This window comes from Parvibacter caecicola (assembly GCF_003725335.1).
GTDB classification, from domain to species: domain Bacteria; phylum Actinomycetota; class Coriobacteriia; order Coriobacteriales; family Eggerthellaceae; genus Parvibacter; species Parvibacter caecicola.
Map to the genome: position 1 here is coordinate 54,267 of NZ_QIBY01000005.1, position 22,324 is coordinate 76,590.

At 61.7% G+C, this 22,324-nt stretch carries 29 protein-coding genes; 1 reads left to right on the forward strand and 28 read right to left on the reverse strand.

What is annotated here, in order from left to right; all coding sequences use genetic code 11:
- Nucleotides 1–122 precede the first annotated feature (122 nt).
- The 25 genes from nagB to DMP11_RS04700 form a co-directional block, all read right to left on the reverse strand.
- Nucleotides 123–848 (reverse strand): glucosamine-6-phosphate deaminase, encoded by a 726-nt coding sequence (gene nagB, locus DMP11_RS04580; protein ID WP_123185328.1) that lies wholly within the window; start codon nucleotides 846–848, stop codon nucleotides 123–125.
- Nucleotides 849–963: 115 nt separating this feature from the next.
- Complete coding sequence (locus tag DMP11_RS04585) at nucleotides 964–2,319, reverse strand: CLIPPER-2 domain-containing protein (protein ID WP_161555298.1); 1,356 nt, start codon at nucleotides 2,317–2,319, stop codon at nucleotides 964–966.
- A gap of 276 nt (nucleotides 2,320–2,595) precedes the next feature.
- A complete protein-coding gene (locus DMP11_RS04590; RefSeq protein ID WP_214647043.1) occupies nucleotides 2,596–4,773 on the reverse strand; it encodes a hypothetical protein in 2,178 nt (725 codons plus the stop codon).
- A gap of 102 nt (nucleotides 4,774–4,875) precedes the next feature.
- Entirely contained in the window at nucleotides 4,876–5,499 is a 624-nt protein-coding gene (locus DMP11_RS04595) for an adenylate kinase (RefSeq protein WP_123185330.1), read from the reverse strand.
- Between the two features lie 361 nt (nucleotides 5,500–5,860).
- Nucleotides 5,861–7,141, reverse strand: coding sequence for a preprotein translocase subunit SecY (gene secY / locus DMP11_RS04600; protein WP_123185331.1), 1,281 nt, complete (start codon nucleotides 7,139–7,141; stop codon nucleotides 5,861–5,863).
- Nucleotides 7,135–7,584, reverse strand: coding sequence for a 50S ribosomal protein L15 (gene rplO / locus DMP11_RS04605; protein ID WP_123185332.1), 450 nt, complete (start codon nucleotides 7,582–7,584; stop codon nucleotides 7,135–7,137). Before rplO ends, secY begins: the two co-directional genes overlap by 7 nt.
- A 283-nt stretch (nucleotides 7,585–7,867) precedes the next feature.
- Nucleotides 7,868–8,059 carry a 50S ribosomal protein L30 gene (gene rpmD, locus DMP11_RS04610; RefSeq protein WP_123185333.1) on the reverse strand — a complete coding sequence of 64 codons (192 nt, stop codon included), beginning with the start codon at nucleotides 8,057–8,059 and terminating at the stop codon, nucleotides 7,868–7,870.
- A 2-nt stretch (nucleotides 8,060–8,061) separates the two neighbouring features.
- On the reverse strand, nucleotides 8,062–8,592 hold the full coding sequence (gene rpsE, locus DMP11_RS04615) for a 30S ribosomal protein S5 (protein WP_123185334.1): 531 nt from the start codon (nucleotides 8,590–8,592) through the stop codon (nucleotides 8,062–8,064).
- 15 nt (nucleotides 8,593–8,607) lie between these two features.
- On the reverse strand, nucleotides 8,608–8,976 hold the full coding sequence (gene rplR / locus DMP11_RS04620; RefSeq protein WP_123185335.1) for a 50S ribosomal protein L18: 369 nt from the start codon (nucleotides 8,974–8,976) through the stop codon (nucleotides 8,608–8,610).
- A gap of 32 nt (nucleotides 8,977–9,008) precedes the next feature.
- The gene (gene rplF, locus DMP11_RS04625) at nucleotides 9,009–9,548 is read right to left on the reverse strand and encodes a 50S ribosomal protein L6 (RefSeq protein WP_123185336.1); all 540 of its coding nucleotides are present in this window, start codon (nucleotides 9,546–9,548) and stop codon (nucleotides 9,009–9,011) included.
- Nucleotides 9,549–9,564: 16 nt separating this feature from the next.
- Nucleotides 9,565–9,963 (reverse strand): 30S ribosomal protein S8, encoded by a 399-nt coding sequence (gene rpsH, locus DMP11_RS04630; RefSeq protein ID WP_123185337.1) that lies wholly within the window; start codon nucleotides 9,961–9,963, stop codon nucleotides 9,565–9,567.
- Between the two features lie 109 nt (nucleotides 9,964–10,072).
- Nucleotides 10,073–10,258 (reverse strand): type Z 30S ribosomal protein S14, encoded by a 186-nt coding sequence (locus DMP11_RS04635; RefSeq protein ID WP_123185338.1) that lies wholly within the window; start codon nucleotides 10,256–10,258, stop codon nucleotides 10,073–10,075.
- A gap of 119 nt (nucleotides 10,259–10,377) precedes the next feature.
- Nucleotides 10,378–10,926 (reverse strand): 50S ribosomal protein L5, encoded by a 549-nt coding sequence (rplE, locus tag DMP11_RS04640; RefSeq protein WP_123185339.1) that lies wholly within the window; start codon nucleotides 10,924–10,926, stop codon nucleotides 10,378–10,380.
- A gap of 208 nt (nucleotides 10,927–11,134) precedes the next feature.
- On the reverse strand, nucleotides 11,135–11,461 hold the full coding sequence (gene rplX / locus DMP11_RS04645; protein ID WP_123185340.1) for a 50S ribosomal protein L24: 327 nt from the start codon (nucleotides 11,459–11,461) through the stop codon (nucleotides 11,135–11,137).
- 14 nt (nucleotides 11,462–11,475) lie between these two features.
- Nucleotides 11,476–11,844, reverse strand: coding sequence for a 50S ribosomal protein L14 (gene rplN / locus DMP11_RS04650; RefSeq protein WP_123185341.1), 369 nt, complete (start codon nucleotides 11,842–11,844; stop codon nucleotides 11,476–11,478).
- A gap of 50 nt (nucleotides 11,845–11,894) precedes the next feature.
- Entirely contained in the window at nucleotides 11,895–12,155 is a 261-nt protein-coding gene (gene rpsQ, locus DMP11_RS04655) for a 30S ribosomal protein S17 (RefSeq protein ID WP_123185342.1), read from the reverse strand.
- A gap of 19 nt (nucleotides 12,156–12,174) precedes the next feature.
- Entirely contained in the window at nucleotides 12,175–12,369 is a 195-nt protein-coding gene (gene rpmC / locus DMP11_RS04660; RefSeq protein WP_123185343.1) for a 50S ribosomal protein L29, read from the reverse strand.
- The gene (rplP, locus tag DMP11_RS04665) at nucleotides 12,370–12,792 is read right to left on the reverse strand and encodes a 50S ribosomal protein L16 (protein WP_123185344.1); all 423 of its coding nucleotides are present in this window, start codon (nucleotides 12,790–12,792) and stop codon (nucleotides 12,370–12,372) included.
- Complete coding sequence (gene rpsC / locus DMP11_RS04670) at nucleotides 12,793–13,509, reverse strand: 30S ribosomal protein S3 (RefSeq protein ID WP_123185345.1); 717 nt, start codon at nucleotides 13,507–13,509, stop codon at nucleotides 12,793–12,795. It lies immediately after the preceding gene.
- Between the two features lie 4 nt (nucleotides 13,510–13,513).
- Nucleotides 13,514–13,855, reverse strand: coding sequence for a 50S ribosomal protein L22 (gene rplV / locus DMP11_RS04675; protein ID WP_123185346.1), 342 nt, complete (start codon nucleotides 13,853–13,855; stop codon nucleotides 13,514–13,516).
- Nucleotides 13,856–13,866: 11 nt separating this feature from the next.
- The gene (gene rpsS / locus DMP11_RS04680) at nucleotides 13,867–14,139 is read right to left on the reverse strand and encodes a 30S ribosomal protein S19 (protein ID WP_123185347.1); all 273 of its coding nucleotides are present in this window, start codon (nucleotides 14,137–14,139) and stop codon (nucleotides 13,867–13,869) included.
- A gap of 23 nt (nucleotides 14,140–14,162) precedes the next feature.
- The gene (gene rplB, locus DMP11_RS04685; RefSeq protein WP_123185348.1) at nucleotides 14,163–14,993 is read right to left on the reverse strand and encodes a 50S ribosomal protein L2; all 831 of its coding nucleotides are present in this window, start codon (nucleotides 14,991–14,993) and stop codon (nucleotides 14,163–14,165) included.
- A 315-nt stretch (nucleotides 14,994–15,308) separates the two neighbouring features.
- Nucleotides 15,309–17,282, reverse strand: coding sequence for a YgiQ family radical SAM protein (locus tag DMP11_RS04690; protein WP_123185349.1), 1,974 nt, complete (start codon nucleotides 17,280–17,282; stop codon nucleotides 15,309–15,311).
- Nucleotides 17,266–18,267 carry a diacylglycerol/lipid kinase family protein gene (locus tag DMP11_RS04695; RefSeq protein ID WP_123185350.1) on the reverse strand — a complete coding sequence of 334 codons (1,002 nt, stop codon included), beginning with the start codon at nucleotides 18,265–18,267 and terminating at the stop codon, nucleotides 17,266–17,268. The genes DMP11_RS04690 and DMP11_RS04695 overlap by 17 nt, the downstream gene beginning before the upstream one ends.
- Nucleotides 18,268–18,353: 86 nt before the next feature.
- Nucleotides 18,354–19,724: a trigger factor gene (locus tag DMP11_RS04700; protein WP_161555299.1), complete on the reverse strand. Its 1,371-nt coding sequence runs from the start codon at nucleotides 19,722–19,724 to the stop codon at nucleotides 18,354–18,356.
- Nucleotides 19,725–20,024: 300 nt separating this feature from the next.
- On the opposite strand from DMP11_RS04700, the gene DMP11_RS04705 reads away from it, so the two are divergent.
- Nucleotides 20,025–20,813, forward strand: coding sequence for a ZIP family metal transporter (locus tag DMP11_RS04705; RefSeq protein ID WP_123185352.1), 789 nt, complete (start codon nucleotides 20,025–20,027; stop codon nucleotides 20,811–20,813).
- Here DMP11_RS04705 and DMP11_RS04710 read toward each other — a convergent pair.
- The 3 genes from DMP11_RS04710 to DMP11_RS04720 form a co-directional block, all read right to left on the reverse strand.
- On the reverse strand, nucleotides 20,810–21,229 hold the full coding sequence (locus DMP11_RS04710) for a type II toxin-antitoxin system VapC family toxin (RefSeq protein ID WP_136846097.1): 420 nt from the start codon (nucleotides 21,227–21,229) through the stop codon (nucleotides 20,810–20,812). The genes DMP11_RS04705 and DMP11_RS04710 overlap by 4 nt on opposite strands.
- Nucleotides 21,210–21,509 carry an AbrB/MazE/SpoVT family DNA-binding domain-containing protein gene (locus DMP11_RS04715; RefSeq protein WP_123185354.1) on the reverse strand — a complete coding sequence of 100 codons (300 nt, stop codon included), beginning with the start codon at nucleotides 21,507–21,509 and terminating at the stop codon, nucleotides 21,210–21,212. Before DMP11_RS04715 ends, DMP11_RS04710 begins: the two co-directional genes overlap by 20 nt.
- 193 nt (nucleotides 21,510–21,702) lie before the next feature.
- Nucleotides 21,703–22,320: a 4Fe-4S dicluster domain-containing protein gene (locus tag DMP11_RS04720; protein WP_123185355.1), complete on the reverse strand. Its 618-nt coding sequence runs from the start codon at nucleotides 22,318–22,320 to the stop codon at nucleotides 21,703–21,705.
- Nucleotides 22,321–22,324: the final 4 nt, after the last annotated feature.

Here is a 22,324-nt window from a genome sequence, read left to right on the forward strand (position 1 = left end):
GCGCCTCCGCCTTTCTCTCTGGAATAACGGGGCCATGGTAGCGCAAAGGGGAGCCGAGCGCTCCCCTTCGACAGATTCTTGAAAACTTTTCACACCGGCCCGCACGGGGCCGAAGCGCGGCCCTAGCAGAGGGCGCCGGCCTCTTTGTCCACGATTACCGTTACGTTGGGGTGGAACTGCAGCACCGACGCGGGCACCTCGGGGGTAACCGGGCCGAAGAAGGCGCGACGCACGATGTCGGCCTTGTCGGCGCCGCTGGCCACCACCAAAATCTCCTTCGCCGCCATGATGGTGCCGATGCCCATGGTGTAGGCCTCGCGGGGCACGTCGTCAATGGAGTCGAACAGGCGGGAGTTGGCGTTGATGGTGCTCTCGGTGAGGGTGACGCAGTGGGTGTACTTGGGGAAGTCGGGCGCCGGCTCGTTGAAGCCGATGTGGCCGTTGTGGCCCAGGCCCAGAAGCTGCAGCCCCAGCCCGCCCGCTTCGGCGATGGCCTGTTCGTAGGCGGCGCAGGCGGCCTCGGCGTCGGGGCAGGCGCCATCAGGCACATGGGTGCGGGCCGCCTCGATGTCCACGTGGGAGAACAGGTTGTGCTCCATGAAATAGCGGTAGCTCTGGTCGTGCTGCGGGTCCAGGCCGCGGTACTCGTCCAGGTTGAAACTGGTGACGTCCGAGAAGCTGAGAACGCCGGCCTCGTAGTCTTTCACCAGGCAACTGTACAGGCCGATGGGGGTGGAACCGGTGGCCAGGCCCAGCACGCAGCCGGGATGGGAGGTCACGTAGCCGCTGATCACGTTGGCGGCGGCACGGCTCATGGCATCGTAGTCTTCGGTGATGATGAATTTCATGGGTAACCTTTCTCCTTGGTCAAAGGCGCATCCGCAGGCGCTAGCGCGCTGTTCCATACTAGCCCATTTTCGCACAGGTGCGCCTTGGTTTCGCAATTTGGGGAATGCTTCGCCGCTAACGCTGCCGTCCGCGCTGGGCCGCCCAGGCAATGGTGATAGAGGCCATGGCCACCAACAGCAGCACCGTGGCCACCGTGCACAGACCGTCACCAGTTTGGGGCATGCCCTTTGCCGCCACAGAAGGTTTGTCCGCGCTGTGGTAGGTGGGCTTTTCCTTGGCGGATTCGCCAGCGCCCTTGTCGGGAGCCTCTTCGGCATCGGCACCGCCGGCCTGTCCGTCATCGGGGGCAACGGCATCGGAACCCCCATCGACGCCCGGCTTCACCACATCATCGGTGCCGCCGCTTTCGCCGGGAACATCCGGCGTGTCGGGAGCATCAGGGCCATCGGGGATTTCCTCCGCCCGAGGCACGAAATAGGCCAGATAAAGGGCAGGCACATAGGACGGTTTTTCTCCACCCAGGCCCAAACCCGCGCGAATAACATCCACGCCAAGCACCGGATCGCCAGACACAAGAACACCGTCATGACGGAACCATCCAGCAAAGTCGTAGCCCTCGGCGGCAGAGGCAGTCACAGGGCTCAGGCCACTTCCGGAGTCGTCCTCTACCACCTCATAGGGCACGTCCACCGTACCTCCTGCGGCAGGATAGGCCCCGCAGATCACATAAGTGGACTGCGGTGGGGCTTCCTTCACCAAGGCCGCAATGCTAGCCGGCTCGCTTTTAATCACCTTGGTGGCCCACCCCTTAACTGAGGCCTGAGCCACTGCTACATTGCTCACGTAGCCGGCATCCAGATCGGCCTCGGTCACCGTATAGTCATAACTCACGGTACGACTTTCACCAGGCACCAGATTCGTCAGGGGGGCCAGACTGGCCAAGGTGTCATCGATGACCACCTCAGTCAGGGTAATGTTACCCGTATTGGTAGCGGTGATTGCGAAATGCACGGTATCTCCCACCACAAAATGAGTGCCGTTGGCGGGCGGCGCCGTTATGGCCTTGGCCAAGGCAATTGCCGGCGAGGGCTTTTCAAAACGGGCCACAAACGTCGTGGACTTCAAGCCGCCGGTGCCAGCGGTAACCATATGGGCGCGCACCTGAGAGGGGCCAAGCAGTGCATCGGAGGTAACAAGCGTATTCCCCTGGTACCAGCCGACAAACACCCTACCATGGTTGGGCATGGCGGTGGAGCCGGTAATGCCCTCCCCTGTCATTGGATTGACGACGTTCTCAACCACCGAAACCGCCCCCGCATCAGCCGGATCGGGTACGTAAGTCACGGTAACTGAGCCACCGGATGCCCCAGCCGCCTCATCACCCGAAGCCCCAAAGGCCAGTTCGCGGGCAGGGCCGCACAAACAGGCCAGCAGCATGCAAGCCGCCGCCAGCGCCGCCAACCACCTCAAGCCTTTTCGTTCGCAAACGAATACCGCCGCGCCTTTCCCTGCCCCGCTCATCCGCATTGCACAGTTTCGCATGCACATCACCGTCTTTCCCAGCCCCCTCCGTGGAGGCTTGGCCTTTGGGCCAATGTAGACCCCTTGCAGGCAAAATGCAGCATCGGTGTCAAACCGTTGCCCGCCAATGACGGTTCTGACAACAACGGGAAACGATGATCGCGATGGAGAAAGAACGGGCGCAGGCGCAAGCCCACGCGCAGTCAAAGCTGCGCCAAGCCGGGACTAAGTCCAAAACAGCACAGCATCCAGGAGGTTCTGATAAGCCCAGGGATACACATCGGAATACCAACCAATTTCTGGAACAAAGCACAAGAGCGAGGAATAGGCTACGCTCAAAGTAACTAGCACGATAAGCACCTTCAGCAGCACCTCCTTCAATTGCGGCCGTTTTTGCAGCGCCTCATTGGCAATCAGCACCAACAGCACCGTAGCCGCCAAGAACATGAAGCTGAAGTCGGCATAGTAGCGCTGCAAGATGCCGGCCATCTCCGCATCCAAAAGCGCGATGACCACGCCGCTGGCCAGCAGCACGCATACCACCCCGAATACGGTGCGGGTTTGGCGCGCCTGGCGCCGCCACCGCAAAAGCCGAGGCGCAAAGGGCAGCAGCCACAGAAGCGGCAGGCAGGCGAAGATGCCGCCGAACGTGGCCTCCTTCACCGTTTGCCCCATGTAGGTAGTGGCGAACGGCTCCGGCTGCAGGAAGGGGAATACCCCGTTGGCGCAGGGAGGCTGCAGGAAATAGGCGAACAAGGCCGGTGCCAGGCGGCCGATTTGCCAGCCGCGCTTGGTCATGTCGTTCACCGTGAGGTTGTAGTTGGCGCCGAAGTTGAAGGGGCTGCCGAACCGGGCGGCATTGTAGGCCATGATGGCACCCCCCACCAGCAGATACGGCGCCACCAGGCAGGCGAATTGCCGCCGCCCCTCGCGGGTGCGGATGCGGCCCTCGGTTATGAAGGGACGCCAGAACAGCGGGAAGGCCAAACAGGACAGCAGCACCAACTGCGGCCGGCACCCCAGCACAAGCGCCATGCACAGCGATCCCGCGAAGTAGCACAAGCAGGGGCGGCGGCTGGTGCGCCCCCGCATCCAGAAGTACAGCCCCCATACCGAGAATGTAAGGCCGCACATGATGGGAAACGAGTAGAACGTGGGGAACTTCACCAGGTACAGAATGCCGCAACAACACACCAGCGGCACCTGCAGAAGCAGGTACAGCCCCAGACTCACCGACTTGAAGTTGTTGCGGCTGAAGCGGTCGAGCAGGGCCGAACAGCCCAGCATGAAGGCGATGGCCATCACCAAAACCCCGATGGCGGTGGGGAAGTTCGCCCCGGTGAGCAAATAGAATGGCAGGTAAAACAGCACCACCGGCACCACGCCGAAGTACACGTAGTAATGACCGTCATAATAGGCCACATCGAACAGGTAAGGCTCCCCCGACTGCTTCTGGGCCTCGTCTCGGGCGCCCTTGTCGTAGGGATCCTCCATTTCCTGCAGCCACTGAGGCGGTTCCTCGTCCAGGTACAGATGGCCATCGGCCATGGCCCGGGCCAGATCGGCGTACTGCTGGGCGTTATCTCCCCCCACCTCAAAGGTGTTCACCAGGCTCGTTCCATCCCAGGCCCCATAGTTGTAGCTGGAAGTGGCCACTCCCACCAGGTTCGACCCGTACAGGCAAAACATGGAAAGCGCTATGGCCTCCACCGCCACCGTTGCCACGATGGCCGCCTTCGAACGCAGCGGATTCTTCCGCATGTCGATGGAATAGATGCCCGACCCGGGCCTGAACAGGTACACCACCGATATCACCAGCAGCACCGCCAAAAAGCGGGTGGTATTGAAGGCGAAGGGGCGCGGCACGTTGATGAGCACTTGGTCCAGATATATGGGATAGGCGGTGTCCTCCCCCACTATCTCGATGCGCATGTTGCCCACTTTGCCCGCCGTATTGAGGTTTATGTACTTGCTTTGGCTGCCGTTAGTGGCCACCTCCACCAACGGTACGCCCTCGGTGTAATCGGTGGTATCGAAGAAGGTGAGGTGAGCTTCGTCGGTGAACTGGATTTTGATGGGCAGGTTTTGGGCCGGCTGCTGCGAGTCGAAGCCCAGGTACAGGTTGTGCACTTCGCAATCCAAGTCGCGGAAGTCCAGCACGTGGTCTTCCACTGTCATGCGGTAGCTGCCGTTGTCGGCCCGCTGCAGGTTTATCTGAGAGGTGAGGTCCACCGGCTGGTATCCCAGCGTGCGAAAGTGGTTCATGTTGAACAGAAACACCTCGGCCGCCAGCGCCAGAAGCACAATGAGCACCCACGAGATAACGCAGCGTTTGGCCTCCTCCATGTCGTTGTGGAAGGCCTTCATGACGAAAGAGCGCATGTGGGCGATGAGATTGTCCATGGGTCCATTATAGGGAATGGCGGCAAGCGGCAAGAACGAGGCACAAAAAGAGGGCCGGAAGCGCGCGACTTCCGGCCCTGTGCCGTCGGTTGATGCGGACGCTTACTGCAGTGCCTCTTTTACATCAGCGTACACCACGTCCACGTCGCGGTCGCCGTCGATGGACACCAGCAGATCGCAGCCGCGGTAGTAATCGATCAGCGGGCTGGTGGATTTTTCGTACACGTCCAGGCGATTACGCACCGTTGCCTCGTTGTCATCATCGCGCTGGTACATCTCCCCGCCGCACACGGGGCACACCGCATCGGCAACGCTGCCGATGTAGCCGCACTCGCGGCACATGCGGCGGGAGCACAGTCGATTCACTATCACTTCCGGCTTCACGTCGATCAGCAAGGCGGCATCCAGCGGGCGCTCCAGCTTGCCCAGCTCGGCGTCGAGGGCCACCGCCTGAGCCGTGGTGCGGGGGAAACCGTCCAGGATGAAGCCATTGGCGGTATCGGGCTGGGAAAGGCGCTCGGTCACCAGGCCGATAATCACGTCGTCGGGCACCAAATCGCCGGCATCCATATACTTCTTAGCCTGAAGACCCAGCTCTGTGCCTTCCTTTACCGCAGCGCGCAGCATGTCGCCAGTAGAAATGTGGGTAAGCCCGTACTCTTCGATGAGTTTGGCCGCTTGCGTGCCCTTGCCAGCGCCCGGAGCGCCCAACAGCACAATGTTCATTGGCAGTTCCTTTCCGGAAGTATTTAAATCGGTAGGCCCATTGTAGCAATCGCCAAAGAAACCCCTCACCTACTCCACGAATAACCGATAAATGGTTCAGAGTGAATTAAAAAAGCCGCCCCAGCGGCCTCTTAAAAATAGAATAGATCGAAAACAACAGGTCCACGCAGGAAGGCTTCAACGGCGAATGACGAACATCCCACCGCAAGCAGCAGAAAAGCCGCCCGGTGCCCCAGATTGCCTTGAAGAGTGGCTGAGCGCACTGTGGTGCGCGAAGGCAAGCTCTGAATGGCAAGATGGGGTGCCCGGCGGCTTTTATGCGGACAAGTGGTTCCGTCGGCCGTCAGGCCGACGGAACACCCTATTTAAAGAAGCCCTCGTAGTTATGCATCTTCAACTGCGACTCCACTTTACTCATGGTATCGAGGGCAACGCCGATCATGATGAGGATGGACGTGCCACCGAACGCCTGGATAAGCTGGTTGCCGGTGAAGTAGAAGATGATGGTGGGGATGACCGCGATGCAGGCGATGTACAGGCCACCGGGAAGCGTCACGCGGTTGATGACGTTCTTGATGTACTGCACGGTGGCCACGCCCGGACGAACGCCGGGGATGAAGCCGCCCTGCTTGCGGATGTTGTCCGCCGTTTCTTCAGGATTGAACACCATAGAGGTGTAGAAGTAGGCGAAGAACACAATCAGCAGCACCGTGATCAGCCAATTCAGCCAGCCCGTGGAAATAGCGTTCGCGAAAGCAGTGAGCCAACCCACGTTGAAAATGGCGGCCAACTGGGCCGGGAAGTAAATGATGCAGCTGGCGAAGATGATGGGGATAACGCCCGCAGCGTTCACCTTAAGCGGAATGTAGGTGGACTGGCCGCCCATCATGCGGCGCCCCTGCACCCGCTTGGCGTAGTTCACCGGGATGCGGCGCTGAGCGCGCTCCACAAAGATGATGGCGGGGATGCACACCACCACAACCGCGATAATGAGAATGGTGAGCGCGATGCCCATGCCGGTATCGGCGGTGAGGTTCACCGACGAGAAGATGGCGGAAGGCACGCGGGACACGATGGACACGAAGATGATGAGGGACATGCCGTTGCCGATGCCCCGCTGGGTGATAAGCTCGCCCATCCACATGATGAAGGCAGTGCCCGCCACCAGCGTGAACACGATGATGACGCTGGTGAGCCAGTAAGGCACCTCCGTGGAGAACTGCACACCGTAAGCGGAAGACTGGAACAGCAGCAGGTAACCGATGGCGTTGATGAGGCCCAGACCCAGCGTGAGATAGCGGGTTACCTGGGTGATCTTACGGCGACCGGCGTCACCCTCCTTGGCCCAGCGCCCCACCGCGGGAATTACGCCCTGCATCAGCTGCATGATGATGGATGCGGTGATGTAGGGCATGATGCCCAGCGAGAACACTGAGAAATTGGAAAGCGCTCCGCCTGTGAACAGGTCGAGCATGGTCATGGCTACGCCGGAATCCTCGAAAGCGGTGGCGAAGTCATGGAACGGAATGCCCGGGACCGGTACATAGGCGCCGAAACGGTACAGCGCGAGAATCGCAAGGGTGAAGAGAATCTTCTTGCGAAGCTCGGGTACCTTGAACGCATCGATAATGGAGCTTAGCAAGGCTCTTCGACCTTTCCTCCGGCGGCCTCGATCTTCGCCTTGGCAGAAGCCGAAACCTTGTCCACCTTCACGGTAAGGGCCTTGGTGATCTCACCGTCACCCAGCACCTTAACAGGAGCATCGGAGTGCTTGATGATGCCCTTGGCCTTCAGGGAGTCGCCGTCCACAACCTCGCCGGCCTCGAACTTCTCCTCCAGGCGGCTGACGTTCACCGGCAGGTACTCCACGCGGTTGACGTTGCGGAAGCCCGGCAGCTTCGGCAGACGACGGGCCAGCGGGGTTTGACCACCCTCGAAGCCGGCGCCCTTGCCGCCACCAGCGCGGGACTTCTGGCCGTTCAGGCCGCGACCGGCGGTCTTGCCGGTACCGGAGCCGTTGCCACGGCCCACGCGCTTGCGGTTCTTAGTGGACCCCTCGTTGGGGACCAAGTCTTTGAGTTCCATGTTTACTCCTAGCTTTTCGCTTACCGCCCCGCCTTCGGGGCGGCGCTGGCAGATCGCCGCCAGCTAACTTCCATTTATCATGGCAATGGCGTGCCCTTTCGGGCACGCCAATTTCCATCACTTTTTCCCTCTGAACCTCGTAGATTCTGAAGGGTGAGCGAGGGTTCGTCCGGTACTCGCAATTGGCTTGAAAAGCGGCTGAGCGTACTTAGATACGCGAAGGCAAGCTTTGAAAGCCAAGGGCGGGTGCCCGACGAAACCGCAGCGCCAAGCCGAAGGCTACTTAAAGCTCTTCCACTTCCACAAGGTGCTTCACCTTGAAGATCATCCCGCGCACGCTCTCGTTGTCCACCTGGTCAACGGTGCGGCCAATCTTGCCCAGGCCCAGCGCCTTCAGGGTTTTTCCCTGATCGGCGGGACGGCCCACGGCACTGCGGGTTTGGGTCACACGCAGCGTCTTCTTAGCATCAGCCATGATTACTGCTCCTTCCAGCCAAACACCTGGGCCACGGACAGGTCGCGGCGGTTGGCCACGTCCTGCGGGTTCTCCAGGCCCTTGAGGCCCTCGGCCGCAGCCTTCACAATGTTCATGGCATTGGAAGTGCCCAGCGACTTGGTGATTACGTTCTTCACGCCGGCCAGCTCCATGATGGCGCGCACCGGGCCACCGGCCATAACGCCGGTACCGGGAACAGCGGGCTTGATCAGCACGCGGCCGGCACCAAACTCGCCCATGATCTCATGGGGAACGGTGCCCTCAGCGGTGATCGGCACGCTGAACATGTTCTTCTTGGCATCCTCGACGGCCTTCTTGATGGCGGAGGGCACTTCGGCGGACTTGCCCATGCCCACGCCCACGCGACCGTTGCCGTCGCCCACTACCACGAGGGCAGACAGCTGCATGCGGCGGCCGCCCTTGACGGTTTTGGCCACGCGGTTGATGAAGACCACGCGCTCCTGAAGCTCGGGAACGGCGCTCTCCTGCTGACGGTTGTTATTACGAGCCATAAGCTTGATTCCCTTCTAGAATTTCAGACCGGCTTCACGAGCCGCCTCGGCCAAAGCCTTGACGCGGCCGTGGTACAGGTTACCGCCACGATCGAACACGATCGTGGTCACGCCGATCTCCTGAGCCTTGTTGCCAATGATGGTGCCCAGAGCACTGGCACCTTCCACCGTGGAGCCCTTGGCGCCAGTGGCCTTGAACTCGGGGCCCAGGGTGGAAGCGGCGCAAAGGGTGTGGCCCGTAACGTCGTCGATTACCTGAGCGTAGATGTTGTTGTTGCTGCGGGTCACGCACAAACGCGGACGGGCAGCGGTGCCGGAAATCTTGCCGCGCACACGACGATGGCGACGACGCAGACCGGCTTGCTTTTTCTGAAGTTTGTTCATAATGATCCCTTCGATGAAATGCCAGTAAGCGCTTAGTCTTTGCCGGCCTTGCCGACCTTGCGGCGTACGTACTCGCCCTCGTAGCGAATGCCCTTGCCCTTGTAGGGTTCCGGCTTGCGCCACTTGCGGATGTTGGCGGCCACCTGGCCCACCTGCTCCTTGGAGGGGCCGGTCACGACGATTTCCGTCTGGCTGGGCACTTCGAAGGTGATGCCTTCGGGGGCCTCCACCAGCACCGGATGGGAATAGCCCAGCTGCATCTCAAGGTTCTTGCCCTTGAGGGCGGCGCGGTAACCAACACCCACCAGCTGCAGCTTCTTGGAAAAGCCCTTGGACACGCCCTCCACCATGTTGGCGATCAGCGTGCGGGTGAGGCCGTGGAACGCGTTGGCCTCGCGGGTTTCATCAAGCGGGGCGCACACAATTTGGTCGCCCTCCTGCTTGATGGAGATGACGGGTTGGAACGAACGGGAAAGCTCGCCCTTGGGGCCCTTTACCGTTACCGTGGAACCGTCGATGGTAACGGTGACACCGGAAGGAACGGCGATGGGCAGTTTACCGATACGAGACATGTAAAGCCCTCCTTTCCTACCAGATGTACGCGATGACTTCGCCGCCGACGCCGGCCTTGCGGGCGTCGCGATCGGTCATCACGCCTTTGCTCGTGGACACAATGGCGGTGCCCAGGCCGCCCAGCACGCGGGGCAGATCATTCTTACCGGCGTAAATGCGCAGACCCGGCTTGGAGATGCGCTTGATGCCGCGAATGGTCTTGGCCTTCTTGGGCCCGTACTTCAACGTGATTTCGAGGGTAGCGCGCGGCTCGCCCTCGATGACGTCGTATCCGCGAATGTAGCCTTCCTGCTCCATAATGCGGACGATCTCGATGAGCTTCTTGCTCGACGGCATGGACACGGTGTCCTTGCCGGCAGACTGAGCGTTACGCACGCGCGTAAGCATGTCTGCGATGGGATCGGTCATTGTCATGTTTTGTTCTCCTTTGGTTCGTGATGAACCGCGCTGTCCGGTTCGCTTGAGCCCTTAACCCAAACGCCTCGACGCGCCGGCCCACCCTTGTGCGCGTTACCGGGGTGACTTACCAGGAAGCCTTGGTAACGCCGGGCAGTTCGCCTTTGTTGGCCAGTTCACGCAAGCAGATACGGCACAGACCGAACTTACGGTAGTAGCCGTGGGGGCGTCCGCAACGATGGCAGCGATTATGCTGGCGCGTTGAGAACTTGGGCTCGCGCTTGGCTTTGGCGATCATCGATTTCTTAGCCATGCATTTCCTTCTTTCTTATGCTTAAAGGCCGCAGGATTACGACCTTTTTGCCCTAAGTGGTTTTTACGCACGGCCGGCTATTGTACGCCAGACCGTGCGTTTTGGTGGCGAGATTGCCGTTATTCCGCCTTGAACGGGAAGCCGAGGGCCTTCAGAAGGGCGAAGGCGCGCTCGTTGGTGCCGGCGTTGGTGACCACGGTGATGTCCATACCGCGGGTGCGGTCAACCTTGTCGTAGTCAATTTCCGGGAAGATGAGCTGCTCGGTGACGCCCAGCGAATAGTTGCCGCGGCCGTCGAAGGACTTCGGCGAGATGCCGCGGAAGTCGCGCACGCGGGGCAGAGCGGTGGCCAGCAGACGGTCCAGGAACTCCCACATGCGGTCGCCGCGCAGGGTAACCTTGCAGCCGATGGCCTGGCCTTCGCGCACATGGAAGCCGGCGATGGACTTGCGGGCACGGCACACCATGGGCTGCTGCCCGGTGATGATACGCATGTCGTTCATGGCAGCGTCCAGCAGCTTGGAGTCGCCGGAAGCGGCGCCCACGCCCATGTTCACCACGATCTTCTCCAGACGGGGAATGTCGTTCACGTTGTCGATGCCCAGCTCTTCTTTGATGGCGGGGGCAACTTCGTTCTTGTACTTTTCCTTCAGACGAGGAGTAGCCATTTCGCTAAAACCTTTCGTTCGATGAATTAAACGCAGGATTTCCGACCCTGCGTCCCCTCAAGCATCCAACCAGAGGGGCCATTTGGCGTTTTTGCTCACCACCCCGAACCCAACACAGGTCCAAGCCAGCGAGCGAGGCTTTCCCAGGTGCATGGGGAAGCCGCAGCGCCGAGGGGTTGCGCCGGCCGGGAAGGCCAGCGCAACCAATTTACTCGGTATCGATATCCTTGCCGCACTTCTTGCAGACACGGATCAGCTTACCGGCTTCGGTACGCTTGTGGGCCACGCGGGTGGCCTCGTTGCAGCTGGGGCACACCAGCATGACGTTGGAAGCGTCCAGCGGAGCCTCCATGGTGGAGATACCACCCTGGGGGTTTTGCTGGGTGGGGCGCATGGCCTTCTTCATCATGTTGACCTTTTCCACCACCACACGGCCCGTGGACGGGATGGAGCGCTTCACTTCGCCCACCTTGCCGCGGTCTTTGCCGGAGATCACCTTAACGGTATCGCCCTTTTTCACGTGTATCTTGGTCATTTATCGCACCTCCCCTACAGCGTTTCCGGTGCCAGAGACACGATTTTCATGTACTTCTTGTCGCGCAGCTCGCGGGCGACGGGCCCGAAGATACGGGTGCCGCGAGGAGAGCCATCGTTGTTGATGAGCACAGCGGCGTTCTGGTCGAAGCGGATGTAGGAGCCATCGGCGCGGCGCACTTCCTTCTTCACGCGAACGATAACGCAGCGCACCACATCGCCCTTCTTCACGTTGCCGTTGGGCATGGCTTCCTTCACGCTGCAGATGATCACGTCACCAAGACCAGCGTAGCGGCGCTTCGAACCGCCCAGCACCTTGATGCACTGCACCTTGCGAGCGCCGGAGTTGTCGGCCACCGCGAGCATGGATTGCATCTGAATCATATGCTTTTCCTATCTTTCCTGATAACAGCTGACGTGCTTTCGCACACCCGCTATTTGGCCTTCTCTACGATCTTCACCAAACGCCAGCGCTTCTGCTTGGACAGCGGGCGGGTTTCCATGATTTGAACGGTGTCGCCGATGCCGGCCTCGTTGTTCTCGTCATGGGCGTGCAGCTTCTTGGTGCTGGTCATCATCTTGCCGTAGACCGGATGGGGCTTGCGCTCCTCCACCATCACCACGATGGTCTTGTCGTTGACGTCGCTGACCACGACACCCTGGCGCACCTTGCGCAGATTGCGTTCTTCAGTCATTTCAAATCTCCTTCCGGGCCTACGCGCTCAGTTCACGAGCACGCATCTCGGTGAGGATGCGCGCGATGTCCTTCTTAACCTGCTTCACGCGTGCAGTGTTGTCCAGCTGGCTGGTGGCCATTTGGAAACGCAGGTTGAAAAGCTCTGCACGGGCGTCCTTCAGCTTTGCCTGCAGGTCTTCGGCAGAAAGCTCACGAATCTCTGCTGCTTTCATCTATTCCTGCCCTTCCGTTTCACGAGTGACGATCCTGCACTTGATGGGCAGTTTGTTGATGGCCAGGCGCAGGGCCTCGCGGGCCACCTCGTCATCAACGCCGTCGATTTCGAACATGATGCGGCCGGGCTTCACCACAGCCACCCAGCCTTCGGGGTTGCCCTTACCGGAACCCATGCGGGTTTCAGCCGGCTTGGAGGTGATGGGCTTGTCCGGGAAGATGGTGATCCACACCTTGCCGCCACGCTTCATGTGACGGGTCATGGCGATACGGGCAGCCTCGATTTGGCGGTTGGTAATCCAGTGGGGCTCCAGGGCCTGGATGCCGTAGGAGCCGTGGTTCAGCCGGGTGCCGCCCTTGGCGTTGCCCTTCATGGAACCACGCTGCACCTTGCGGTGCTTCACGCGCTTAGGTACGAGCATTTACTTCTGCCCCCTTTCACGACGATCGTTGCGGCGATTGCGGTTGTTGGGACGACTGCTGCCTTCCAGAGCCGGCTGGGGAGCCTTCTGGCCCGGCAGCACGTCTCCGTGATACACCCACACCTGCACGCCGATGGCGCCGTAGGTGGTGGTGGCAATGGAGAAACCGTAGTCGATCTTGGCGCGCAGGGTGTGCAGCGGCACACGGCCTTCGCGGTACCACTCGCGGCGGCTCATCTCAGCGCCGCCCAGACGGCCGGAGCACTGGATGCGGATGCCCTTGGCGCCCGACTTCATGGCGGCTTGCACCGCTTTGCGCATGGCGCGACGGAAAGCCACGCGGCCTTCCAGCTGCTCGGCCACCGACTGGGCGATCAGCTCGGCGTCCAGCTCGGGGCGCTTCACCTCAACCACTTCGATGGACACGGGGCCGTTAGCGATCTTGTCCAGCTTCTTGCGCAGCACGTCGATCTCGGCGCCCTTCTTGCCGATCACCACGCCGGGACGGGCGGTGGTGATGGACACCTTGATCTTGTCGCCAGCGCGCTCAATGTCCACGCGGGACACGGCGGCACGGGCCAGGTACTTGTCCAGGAACTTGCGGATGGCAAGGTCGTTCTCAAGGGTTTCGGCGTAGTCTTTGCCGGCGTACCAGCGGCTGCGCCAATCCTCGGTGATGCCGAGACGGAACCCAGTAGGGCTTACTTTCTGACCCATGAACTTAGGCCTCCTCTCGCGGTGCGACAACGATGGTGATGTGGCTAGTGCGCTTGCGAATGCGCGACGCAGAGCCCTTGGCGCGGGGACGAATGCGCTTCAGGGTGGGGCCTTCGTCCACATAGGCGGCCTTGACGAACAAGGTCGAAGGGTTCAGCTGGTTGTTGTGCTCGGCGTTGGCCACGGCGGAGTTCAGGGTTTTCTCCACGGTTTCGGCAATGCCGCGGTTGGTAAAGGCCAGAATCTCCTGGGCCTGGGCCACGGACTTGCCGCGGATGAGGTCCACAACGATGCGGGCCTTGCGAGGGCTCACGCGGACGAAGCGCGCAACTGCTCTTACTTCCATGATTCCCTCTCCTATCGCTTCTTCTTATCGGCCGCGTGACCCTTGAAGGTACGCGTGGGGGCAAACTCGCCGAGCTTGTGCCCGACCATGGATTCGGTAACGTAAACCGGCACGTGCTTGCGGCCATCGTGCACGGCGATGGTGTGGCCCACCATGTCCGGGAAGATGGTGCTGGCGCGAGACCAGGTTTTGATGACGTTCTTCTCGCCGGCCGCGTTCATTGCCTCAATGCGGGCAAGCAGGCGCGGTTCGACGTAAGGACCTTTTTTCAGGCTACGACTCATTCTTACTCCTTAAGTCTTATCCGCTACTTCTTGCGGCGACGGATGATCAGGCGGCTAGAGGCCTTCTTCGGGTTGCGGGTGCGATGGCCCTTGGTAGGAACGCCCCAGGGGGTAACCGGGTGACGGCCAGCGGACTTGTTCTTGCCCTCGCCGCCGCCATGGGGGTGATCCACAGGGTTCATAACGGTACCGCGAACGGAGGGACGGATGCCCTTCCAGCGATTGCGGCCAGCCTTGCCGATCTTGATGTTGGAGTGCTCGGCGTTGCCCACCTCGCCCACGGTGGCGCGGCAGGTGATCAGCACGCGGCGCATCTCGGAGGAAGGCATGCGCAGGATGGCGTAGTTGCCTTCCTTGCCCATGAGCTGGATGGAAGTGCCCGCGGAGCGAGCGATGGCAGCGCCCTTGCCCGGCTGCAGCTCAACGTTGTGGATGAGCGTACCAACGGGGATGTTGGCCAGCGGCAGGGTGTTGCCGGGCTTGATGTCGGCATCGGGGCCGGAAACCACGATGTCGCCCACCTTCAGGCCCTTGGGGTGAATGATGTAGCGCTTCTCGCCGTCAACGTAGTGCAGCAGAGCGATACGGGCGGAACGGTTGGGGTCGTACTCGATGGTGGCCACCTTGGCCGGCACGCCATCTTTGTTCCGCTTGAAGTCGATGATGCGGTAGCGCTGCTTGTTGCCGCCGCCCTGGTGACGGGTGGTCACCCGGCCGTTATTGTTGCGGCCCGCCTTCTTCGGCTTCGGTGCCAGCAGAGACTTCTCCGGAGTCGAAGTGGTGATCTCGGAGAAATCCGAGACCGTCTGGAAACGACGTCCGGGGCTCGTCGGCTTGTACTGTTTGATACCCACAGTAACACAACCTTTCTACTTTGGACCACTCGCCATCCGATAGCTGGTAACGGCAACTACCTTCGGGCCGGGCCCCTTCTTCGGAACTTCCGCTCGCGCGCCTCTCCGCACACCGGAAGATCCCCTACTAGGGTGAACAGGCGATTGCCGATCGGTGAAGATGGAGGCTCTCCATCGCGACGCCGCTTGTCCACGCGTCCGGGTGTGTCCATAACGCACACAGACGCAACCCGATAGTATAAATAGCGGAGATTTGCGGGGCAAGATGTATTTTCGGTTTTCGGCGAATGTCACAAGGTTGCCACAAAGGCGCCCCTAACGGATGCCTCCCTTGTGGCCATTGGCCTTGGGAGGGCGCCCGCCCTGGCGGCCGCCGGCGCTGGCGCGGGGCCGCGGCGGATTCCCCTTCGGTGGTTTCCCCCCACCGCGGGGCCGGCCGCCCTTCGGCGCGCTGCCCTTCCCCCCTTCTGCCTTCGGGCGCTTCGGGCGGATGAGGCACTTCTCCCCCCAGCCGATGAGATCGGGGCGATGGGCCTTCAGCAGCGCCTCGCGCACCAGTTCCCAGTTGGCGGGGTTGCGGTACTGGATGAGCGCCCGCTGCAGCGCCTTCTCGTGCGGGGTTTTGGGCACGTAGATGGGCTGCATGGTATGGGGGTTCAGCCCAGTGTGGTACATGCAGGTGGCCACCGTTGAGGGAGTGGGGTAGAAATCCTGCACCTGTTCGGGGTTGAACCCCATGTCCCGCACGTATTCCGCCAGCTCCACCGCTTCTTTCAAGGTAGAGCCAGGGTGCGAGCTCATCAGGTAGGGCACCACGTACTGCTTTTTGCCCACCGCTTCGGTTTCGCTGCGGAAGGCCTCGCAGAAACGGTCGTACACCTCCCGCGGCGGCTTGCCCATGGCCTCCAGCACTGCCGGGGACACGTGCTCGGGGGCCACTCGCAGTTGGCCGGACACGTGATGGGCCACCAGCTCGTGCAAAAACTCGCCGCCTTTGGGGTCTTCCATCACGTAGTCGAAGCGGATGCCGCTGCGCACGAACACCCGCTTCACCCCCGGCAGCGCCCGCAGCTTGCGCAAAAGGAGCGTGTAGTCGCTGTGGCTGGCCTTCAGCGCCTTGCAGGGCACTGGCGACAGGCAGCGCTTGTCCGTGCAGGCGCCCGCCTTCAGCTGCTTGGCGCAGGCGGGAGCGCGGAAGTTGGCGGTGGGGCCGCCCACATCATTGATATACCCTTTGAAATCGGGGTGGGCCGTCATGGCCCGTGCCTCTTCCAAAAGCGATTCGTGGCTGCGGGCGGAAACGATGCGCCCCTGATGGAACGTGAGGGCGCAAAAGGCGCATTCCCCGAAGCAGCCGCGGTTGGAGGTGAGGGAGAACTGCACCTCGGCCAGGGCCGGCACTCCCCCGGCCTCGTCGTAGGACGGGTGCCAGGTGCCCGCGAAGGGCAGCCGATACACGGCGTCCATCTCGGCGGTGCTTAAGGGTTCGGCCGGCGGGTTCTGCACCACCAGCCCTTCGCGGCCGTAGTCTTCCACCAGGGTTTTGGCGGTGAAGGGGTCGCTGTTGGCGTACTGGACGGCGAAGCTGGCGGCGTAGGCGCGCTTGCTTTCGCTCACCTCCTGCCAGCTGGGCAGCATCTGGAAATCCACCAGGTTATCAGTGGTTTTGGCGCGGTACACCGTACCAGGGATGAAGGTGAGGTCGCCCACCGCAAGGCCGCTTTCCAGCGCCTCGGCGATGGCCACGATGGAACGCTCCCCCATGCCGTAGGAGATGAGGTCGGCGCCAGCGTCCAGCAGCACCGAGCGCTTCATCTTGTCGGCCCAGTAGTCGTAATGGGCCAACCGCCGCAGGCTGGCCTCCACCCCGCCCAAGATGATGGGAGCGTGCTTGTAGGTGCGGCGGATCAGCTGGCTGTAGGCCACCACCGCCCTATCGGGTCGGCGAAACGGCGCGCCGCCAGGGGTGTAGGCGTCCTGGTGGCGGCGCTTCTTGGCCACCGTGTAGTGGTTCACCATGGAATCCATGTTGCCGGCGGACACCAGAAAGCCCAACCGCGGCTGGCCAAACTCGGTTACAGAGGCGGGGTCTTTCCAATCCGGCTGGGCGATGATGCCCACCCGGAAACCCTTGGCTTCCAAAAGCCGCGCGATGATGGCGGTGCCGAACGAGGAATGGTCCACATAGGCATCGCCGGTGACGTAGACGAAATCCACCTCATCCCAACTGCGGGCACTTGCCTCCTGCCGCGTCAGGGGCAGGAATGCGGCCTCACTGCGCGGGCACATCGACGTACTTCCCCGTTACGGGCACCGGGGCCGGATACCCTTCCGGGCGCTGGCTGAAGGCGCTGTTGCTCTGCCAGCCCTTTGGTGCCAGCACCTTGAGGGCGCGGGGCGCCATCGAGACGCGGAAGCTACTGCCGGTGAGGTCTTCGCCGTCTACCTGGGCGGGCACCGAGCGGTCGAAGGTTACCTCCACTTCCCGGGCACGGGAAAACTGCAGGTTCTTGAAGCCCATGTGGTGGCCGTCCTTGGCCATCAGCAGCACCGCCACCGCCTTGGGCTTGGCCAGCGGCGGCCGGGCGATGCAAATGTCGAATTGGCCGTCGGCGAGCGACGCGTGGGGGCAGATGGCGAACCCGCCGCCGTAGGTGATGCCGTTTTGCACTGCCATCAGATACATCTCGCCGCTCTCGGCCGCGCCGCCGTCCAGCGCGATGCGGTAGCGGTAGCGCTCCAGGTGGTTGATCAGCTGGTCGAGAGCGGCGGCCAAATACAGCTTTGTACCGGTAGCGCCGGTGCGCTGGCGCCGCTGCACGGTATCCAGCGCAATGGCGGCGTCCAGTCCGAACGACAGGGTTTCCACGAAGAAGCGGCCGTTCACCAGGCCCAAATCCATCGGCACCGGCTGCGCGTCGGCCAGCTGGGCCACCGCCTGGGGCAGTTTGGGGGATATGCGCAGGGTTTTGGCGAAGTCATTGCCCGAGCCCACCGGCACAACCCCCAGGGCGGGGCGCTCGGCGGCGTCCACCTTCATGAGGCCGTTGACGGTTTCGTGGATGATGCCGTCACCTCCCAGCGCCACCACCGAATCGAACCCCCGGGCACTCGCGGCAATCTCAGCTGCATGATAGGGATAAAGGGTGGTGCTCACTTCCAGCCGGCCCTCCCCCAGCCGCTCTTTCAGCAGCCCCGCCACCTCGCGGGCCGCCCGGGCCCCTTCGCCGTTTTGGGCGGCGGGATTGGCTATCAGCAGAGTTTTGCCCAGCATGGGGGTTCTCCCATTTCTTCTCGGGGCAGAAAGTACAAGGGCCGCCGGTTTCGGCGGCCCTTCGCCTTCTGCCTTTTTGCCTCGCGCTAGTGCAGCGAGATGTCCGATTCCTTCAGGGCGTCGGCCACTTCCTGCGCCGTGGGGGAAACCACGGCGGCGGTGGGGTCGCCCAGGGGGTTGATGGTGCCGGTGGACACCAGCCACTGGGCCGCCTTCATGCGCTGGGCGGTTTCGCGCAGGGCGAACATGCGGCCGCCGTCCTTGAAGCGGGCCAGGGTTTGGCGCGGGTCGGCGCCGGGGTTCATGGTGTTGCAGGCCTTCAGCAGGTCGTTGTCGCCAATCTTCAACTTCTCGTGACGGTAAATGGCATCCAGCGTGAAGCCCTGCACCAGCATCTCGCGGGTTTGCAGCATCAGCATCATGCCCATCTGCTGCTCGCCGCCGTTCTGCTGCATGAACTGCTCCCAGCTCATGCCCTGCTGGGCCACTTCCTGCTGCAGGTTCTGGATTATGGCCTCGCGGGTGCGCTCGTACATCTCATCGGAAATTTTGCCGGTGAAGCGCTTTGCGGCTTCGGCGATGGCCATGCCCTCCACCTGCTGGTCGTACTCGCGGCGCGCCTGCATGCTCATGGTGAGGGTCATGTCGTCTTTCAGGGCCTGCAGCGACGAGTACATGGGGAAGTTCATGGACACCCACTCGTCGTTGGGTTCGGGGGCCACCGGCTTCTGAATCTCGATGATGCGTACCTGAGCCTGCACATCGTTTTCGGTGGGTTTGCCCTCGGCGTCCACGCCCGGGGCCTTGAAGGTGAATTCCTTCTCGTCGCCCGGCTGCATCCCCAGCAGCCCCTCGTCGAAGCTGGGGGGCATGTAGCCCACCCCCAGCTTGTAGGAGCGGCTTTCGGTGGTGAGGTTCTTCAGCTCTTCGCCGTCCTCGAAGCACTTGAGGGCGATCAGGCAGTTGTCCCCCATTTCCAGCGGCTTGGGGTCGGCGGTCTCGAACTGCGGGAAGCCCTGCACCATCTGGTTCAGCTGAGCCTCCACCACACTGTCGTCAAAGCGGAAGGGGGGCACATCGATGGTGATGGGATTATAGGAGGTGAGCTCGTACTCGGGCTTGGTGGTGACGTTTATGACAAACCGGAAGCTGTCGCCGCGCTTCAGGGCGCCGTCGATGATGGGCTTAGGGGGCCAGGCGGGGATGATTTCCTTCTCGTCCAGCGCGAAGGGGGGCAGAAGCTCCACCGCATCCTTCTCCACCAGCGAGTCCAGGTTCTTAATGCCCAACTGCTCCTGGCAGCACTGGCCCACGGTTTTGCCCGGTTGCGGCTGCACGCCGTTGGCCTCGGCAAACGCCCAGCTGGCCATGTCCAGCACGTGGCCCACTTCCTTCTCATTGGCAACGCACTCCAGGCGCAGCGTGTTGTCGCTGGTCTTGCGCATGTTGACTTTCATCGGTTCGGTCTCCTCTGCCGTAAGGCGGGCCCCCAGCGCCGCAGCGCCGGCCCCGCGAATCAATATCCGCGCTATTCTAGCGCATCGAAGGCGCCGGCGCCCAAGCAAGCTTGGGGATTCAACCATATCCACACCCAACAGTTACCGCCTGCGCCTGAACTGCCCGCCCCTCACGGGGGTGGACGCACGTCCGAGCGTGTCCGATTCGCAGCAATTACGTCACAGATTGCTGCGCACGATGCGGCGGGGCCCCCGTTGCCCTAAGGTTTTGCCAAAACCGCGAGCTTCACAGGAGGGACTATGGACGAAACCGCATTGGGCATCTTGCTGGCGCTGCTGCTGCCGTTTATGGGCACGGCGCTGGGGGCGTCGTTTTCCCTCACCATGAAACGGGAGATGCGCCCCTCCGTGCAAAAGGCGCTTCTGGGATTTGCCGCCGGCGTGATGATCGCCGCCAGCGTGTGGAGCCTCATCGCGCCCGCCATCGAGTCGGCCGAGGCCCAGGGCATGGTGGGCTGGCTGCCGGCCGCCGTGGGCTTCCTCTTGGGGGTGGGCATGTTGCTCACCTTCGACCACCTGCTGCCCCACATGCACCTGGACGAAGAAGTGGAAGGGCCGCCCAGCGCGCTCAAGAAGCCCACCATGCTCATCTTCGCCGTAACCCTGCACAACTTGCCCGAGGGTATGGCGGTGGGCGCGGTGCTGGCGGGATGGCTAGCGGGAGACGCCGGCATGAGCCTGGCGGCGGTGGCGGCGCTGGCCATCGGCATCGCCATTCAAAACGTGCCGGAAGGAGCCATAGTGGCGGCGCCTTTGTTGGGCAACGGCTTGTCGAAGAGGCGCGCCTTCGCCTACGGCGTGGGCAGCGGCGCCGTGGAGCCGCTGGGGGCCCTCATCATGCTGGCCATCGCCGGCATCCTGCAGCCCTTCCTTCCCTTTATCCTGGCATTTGCCGCCGGCGCCATGATTTACGTGGTAGTGGAAGAGCTCATCCCCGAAACCCAAATGGGCACCCACACCAACATCGGCACCATCGGCGTGGCCCTGGGTTTCACCCTCATGATGGTGCTGGACGTGGCCCTGGGCTAAACAATCGTTTTTGTCAGAGCTTCGGCGGCGGTTATCCTGGGGACAACCGACCGCTGGAAAGCCTTTTTGTCATAGGAAACGATGGCGCTCACCTGTAACGCCTCGGCGGCAGCGCGGATGAGCCCATCCTCATAGTCAGGCTCGTCGGAATCAAGGGCCTCGAAGACAAACGGCCCCGCCAAATCCACCAAATCGAACAGCTCGGCAATATCGCGGACGGATTCGCGCGCAGCCGCCTCGCTCGAATAATGGCGGCGCATAGCGTAATAAACATCGTTCAGCGACGAGGCGAGAGCAAATACAGGCATATTCTCCGAAACGGCCTTTCGAATGAGCGCTGAAACATCGCCATGGGGCTCCGCCCCTTCGTTAACCCAGTAAATGAGGGCATTGGCGTCAAAGAGAAACGATTTCATCTGCCCTCGCATCCCGCGCTTCGCGAATGAAATCGTCTGCCGTCTTGCCTTTTGGCCATGGCGCCAGCCTGCTGCGCTTCGAAATGCGGGCCTCCACCTTTTCCAGACGGGCAAGACGGTCTTCAACGTCGTCGTGAATAGCCGTTATCACCACCACTCCCTTGCGCGGCGAGTCGATGCTCAGCTTTTCACCCGCTTCGAACCCCGCTTGCTGCCGCAGGCCCTTCGGCAGCACAACCGCCATGCTGTTGCCAACCTTCGTGAGAGTAGCCGTAGTCATGCCAACTCCTTTCGTTGGCGTCATTATAACACGTTATAACAGCTGCGCACATAAAGGAAGGCAAAGGAAGAGAGACAAAGGGACGACCCTAATGTCTCATGCAATATGAGGCATTAGGGTCGTCCCTTTGTCTTGCAACAAGCGGCCGCCGCGGAGGGGGCGGCGGCCGCTGCCGTCTAGAAGCTTAACTAGGCTAAGCCATGCCTTGCCATTTCATCTCACGCATGATATAGGCCATGGAGGGGCCATTGCCCACGTTCACCAGGCGATACACCTGAGAATCGTCGAAGGGGTTGAGGAATGAGCCGAGAGTCTCGCCGCGCGGGCCTTTGAAACCCTCAATGCCCTGTTCGGCATCGCCGAACCAGCGGGCCATGCCGCAGCACTGGGAAACGCACTGGGGCAGCTCACCTTGGGAGATCTTCTGCTCGCAAAGGGTGCACTTCTCCACCACGCGCTCTTCCTCGTTGAGGTATCGCACTCCGTAAGGGCAGGCCATAGCGCAGAACTGGCAGCCGATGCAGCGCTCCTTGTCAATCTGCACAGTGCCGTCGGCCGTCTTGTGGCTTGCCTCGGTGGGGCACACGCTCACGCACTCAGGGTTCTCGCAGTGCTGACACTGCACGTTCAGGAAGTACATCTCCACATCCGGATACTGACCGGAGCCGCCCTCTTTGGGGTGGGGCCCGATGCGCAGGGTCTTGTTCCAAAAGTTTCCGGTGGGAACGCCGTTTACCACCTTGCAGGAAACGCTGCAGGCCAAACAACCCACGCAGCGGTCGAGGTCGGTGACGATGGAATACTGGGTCATGTTC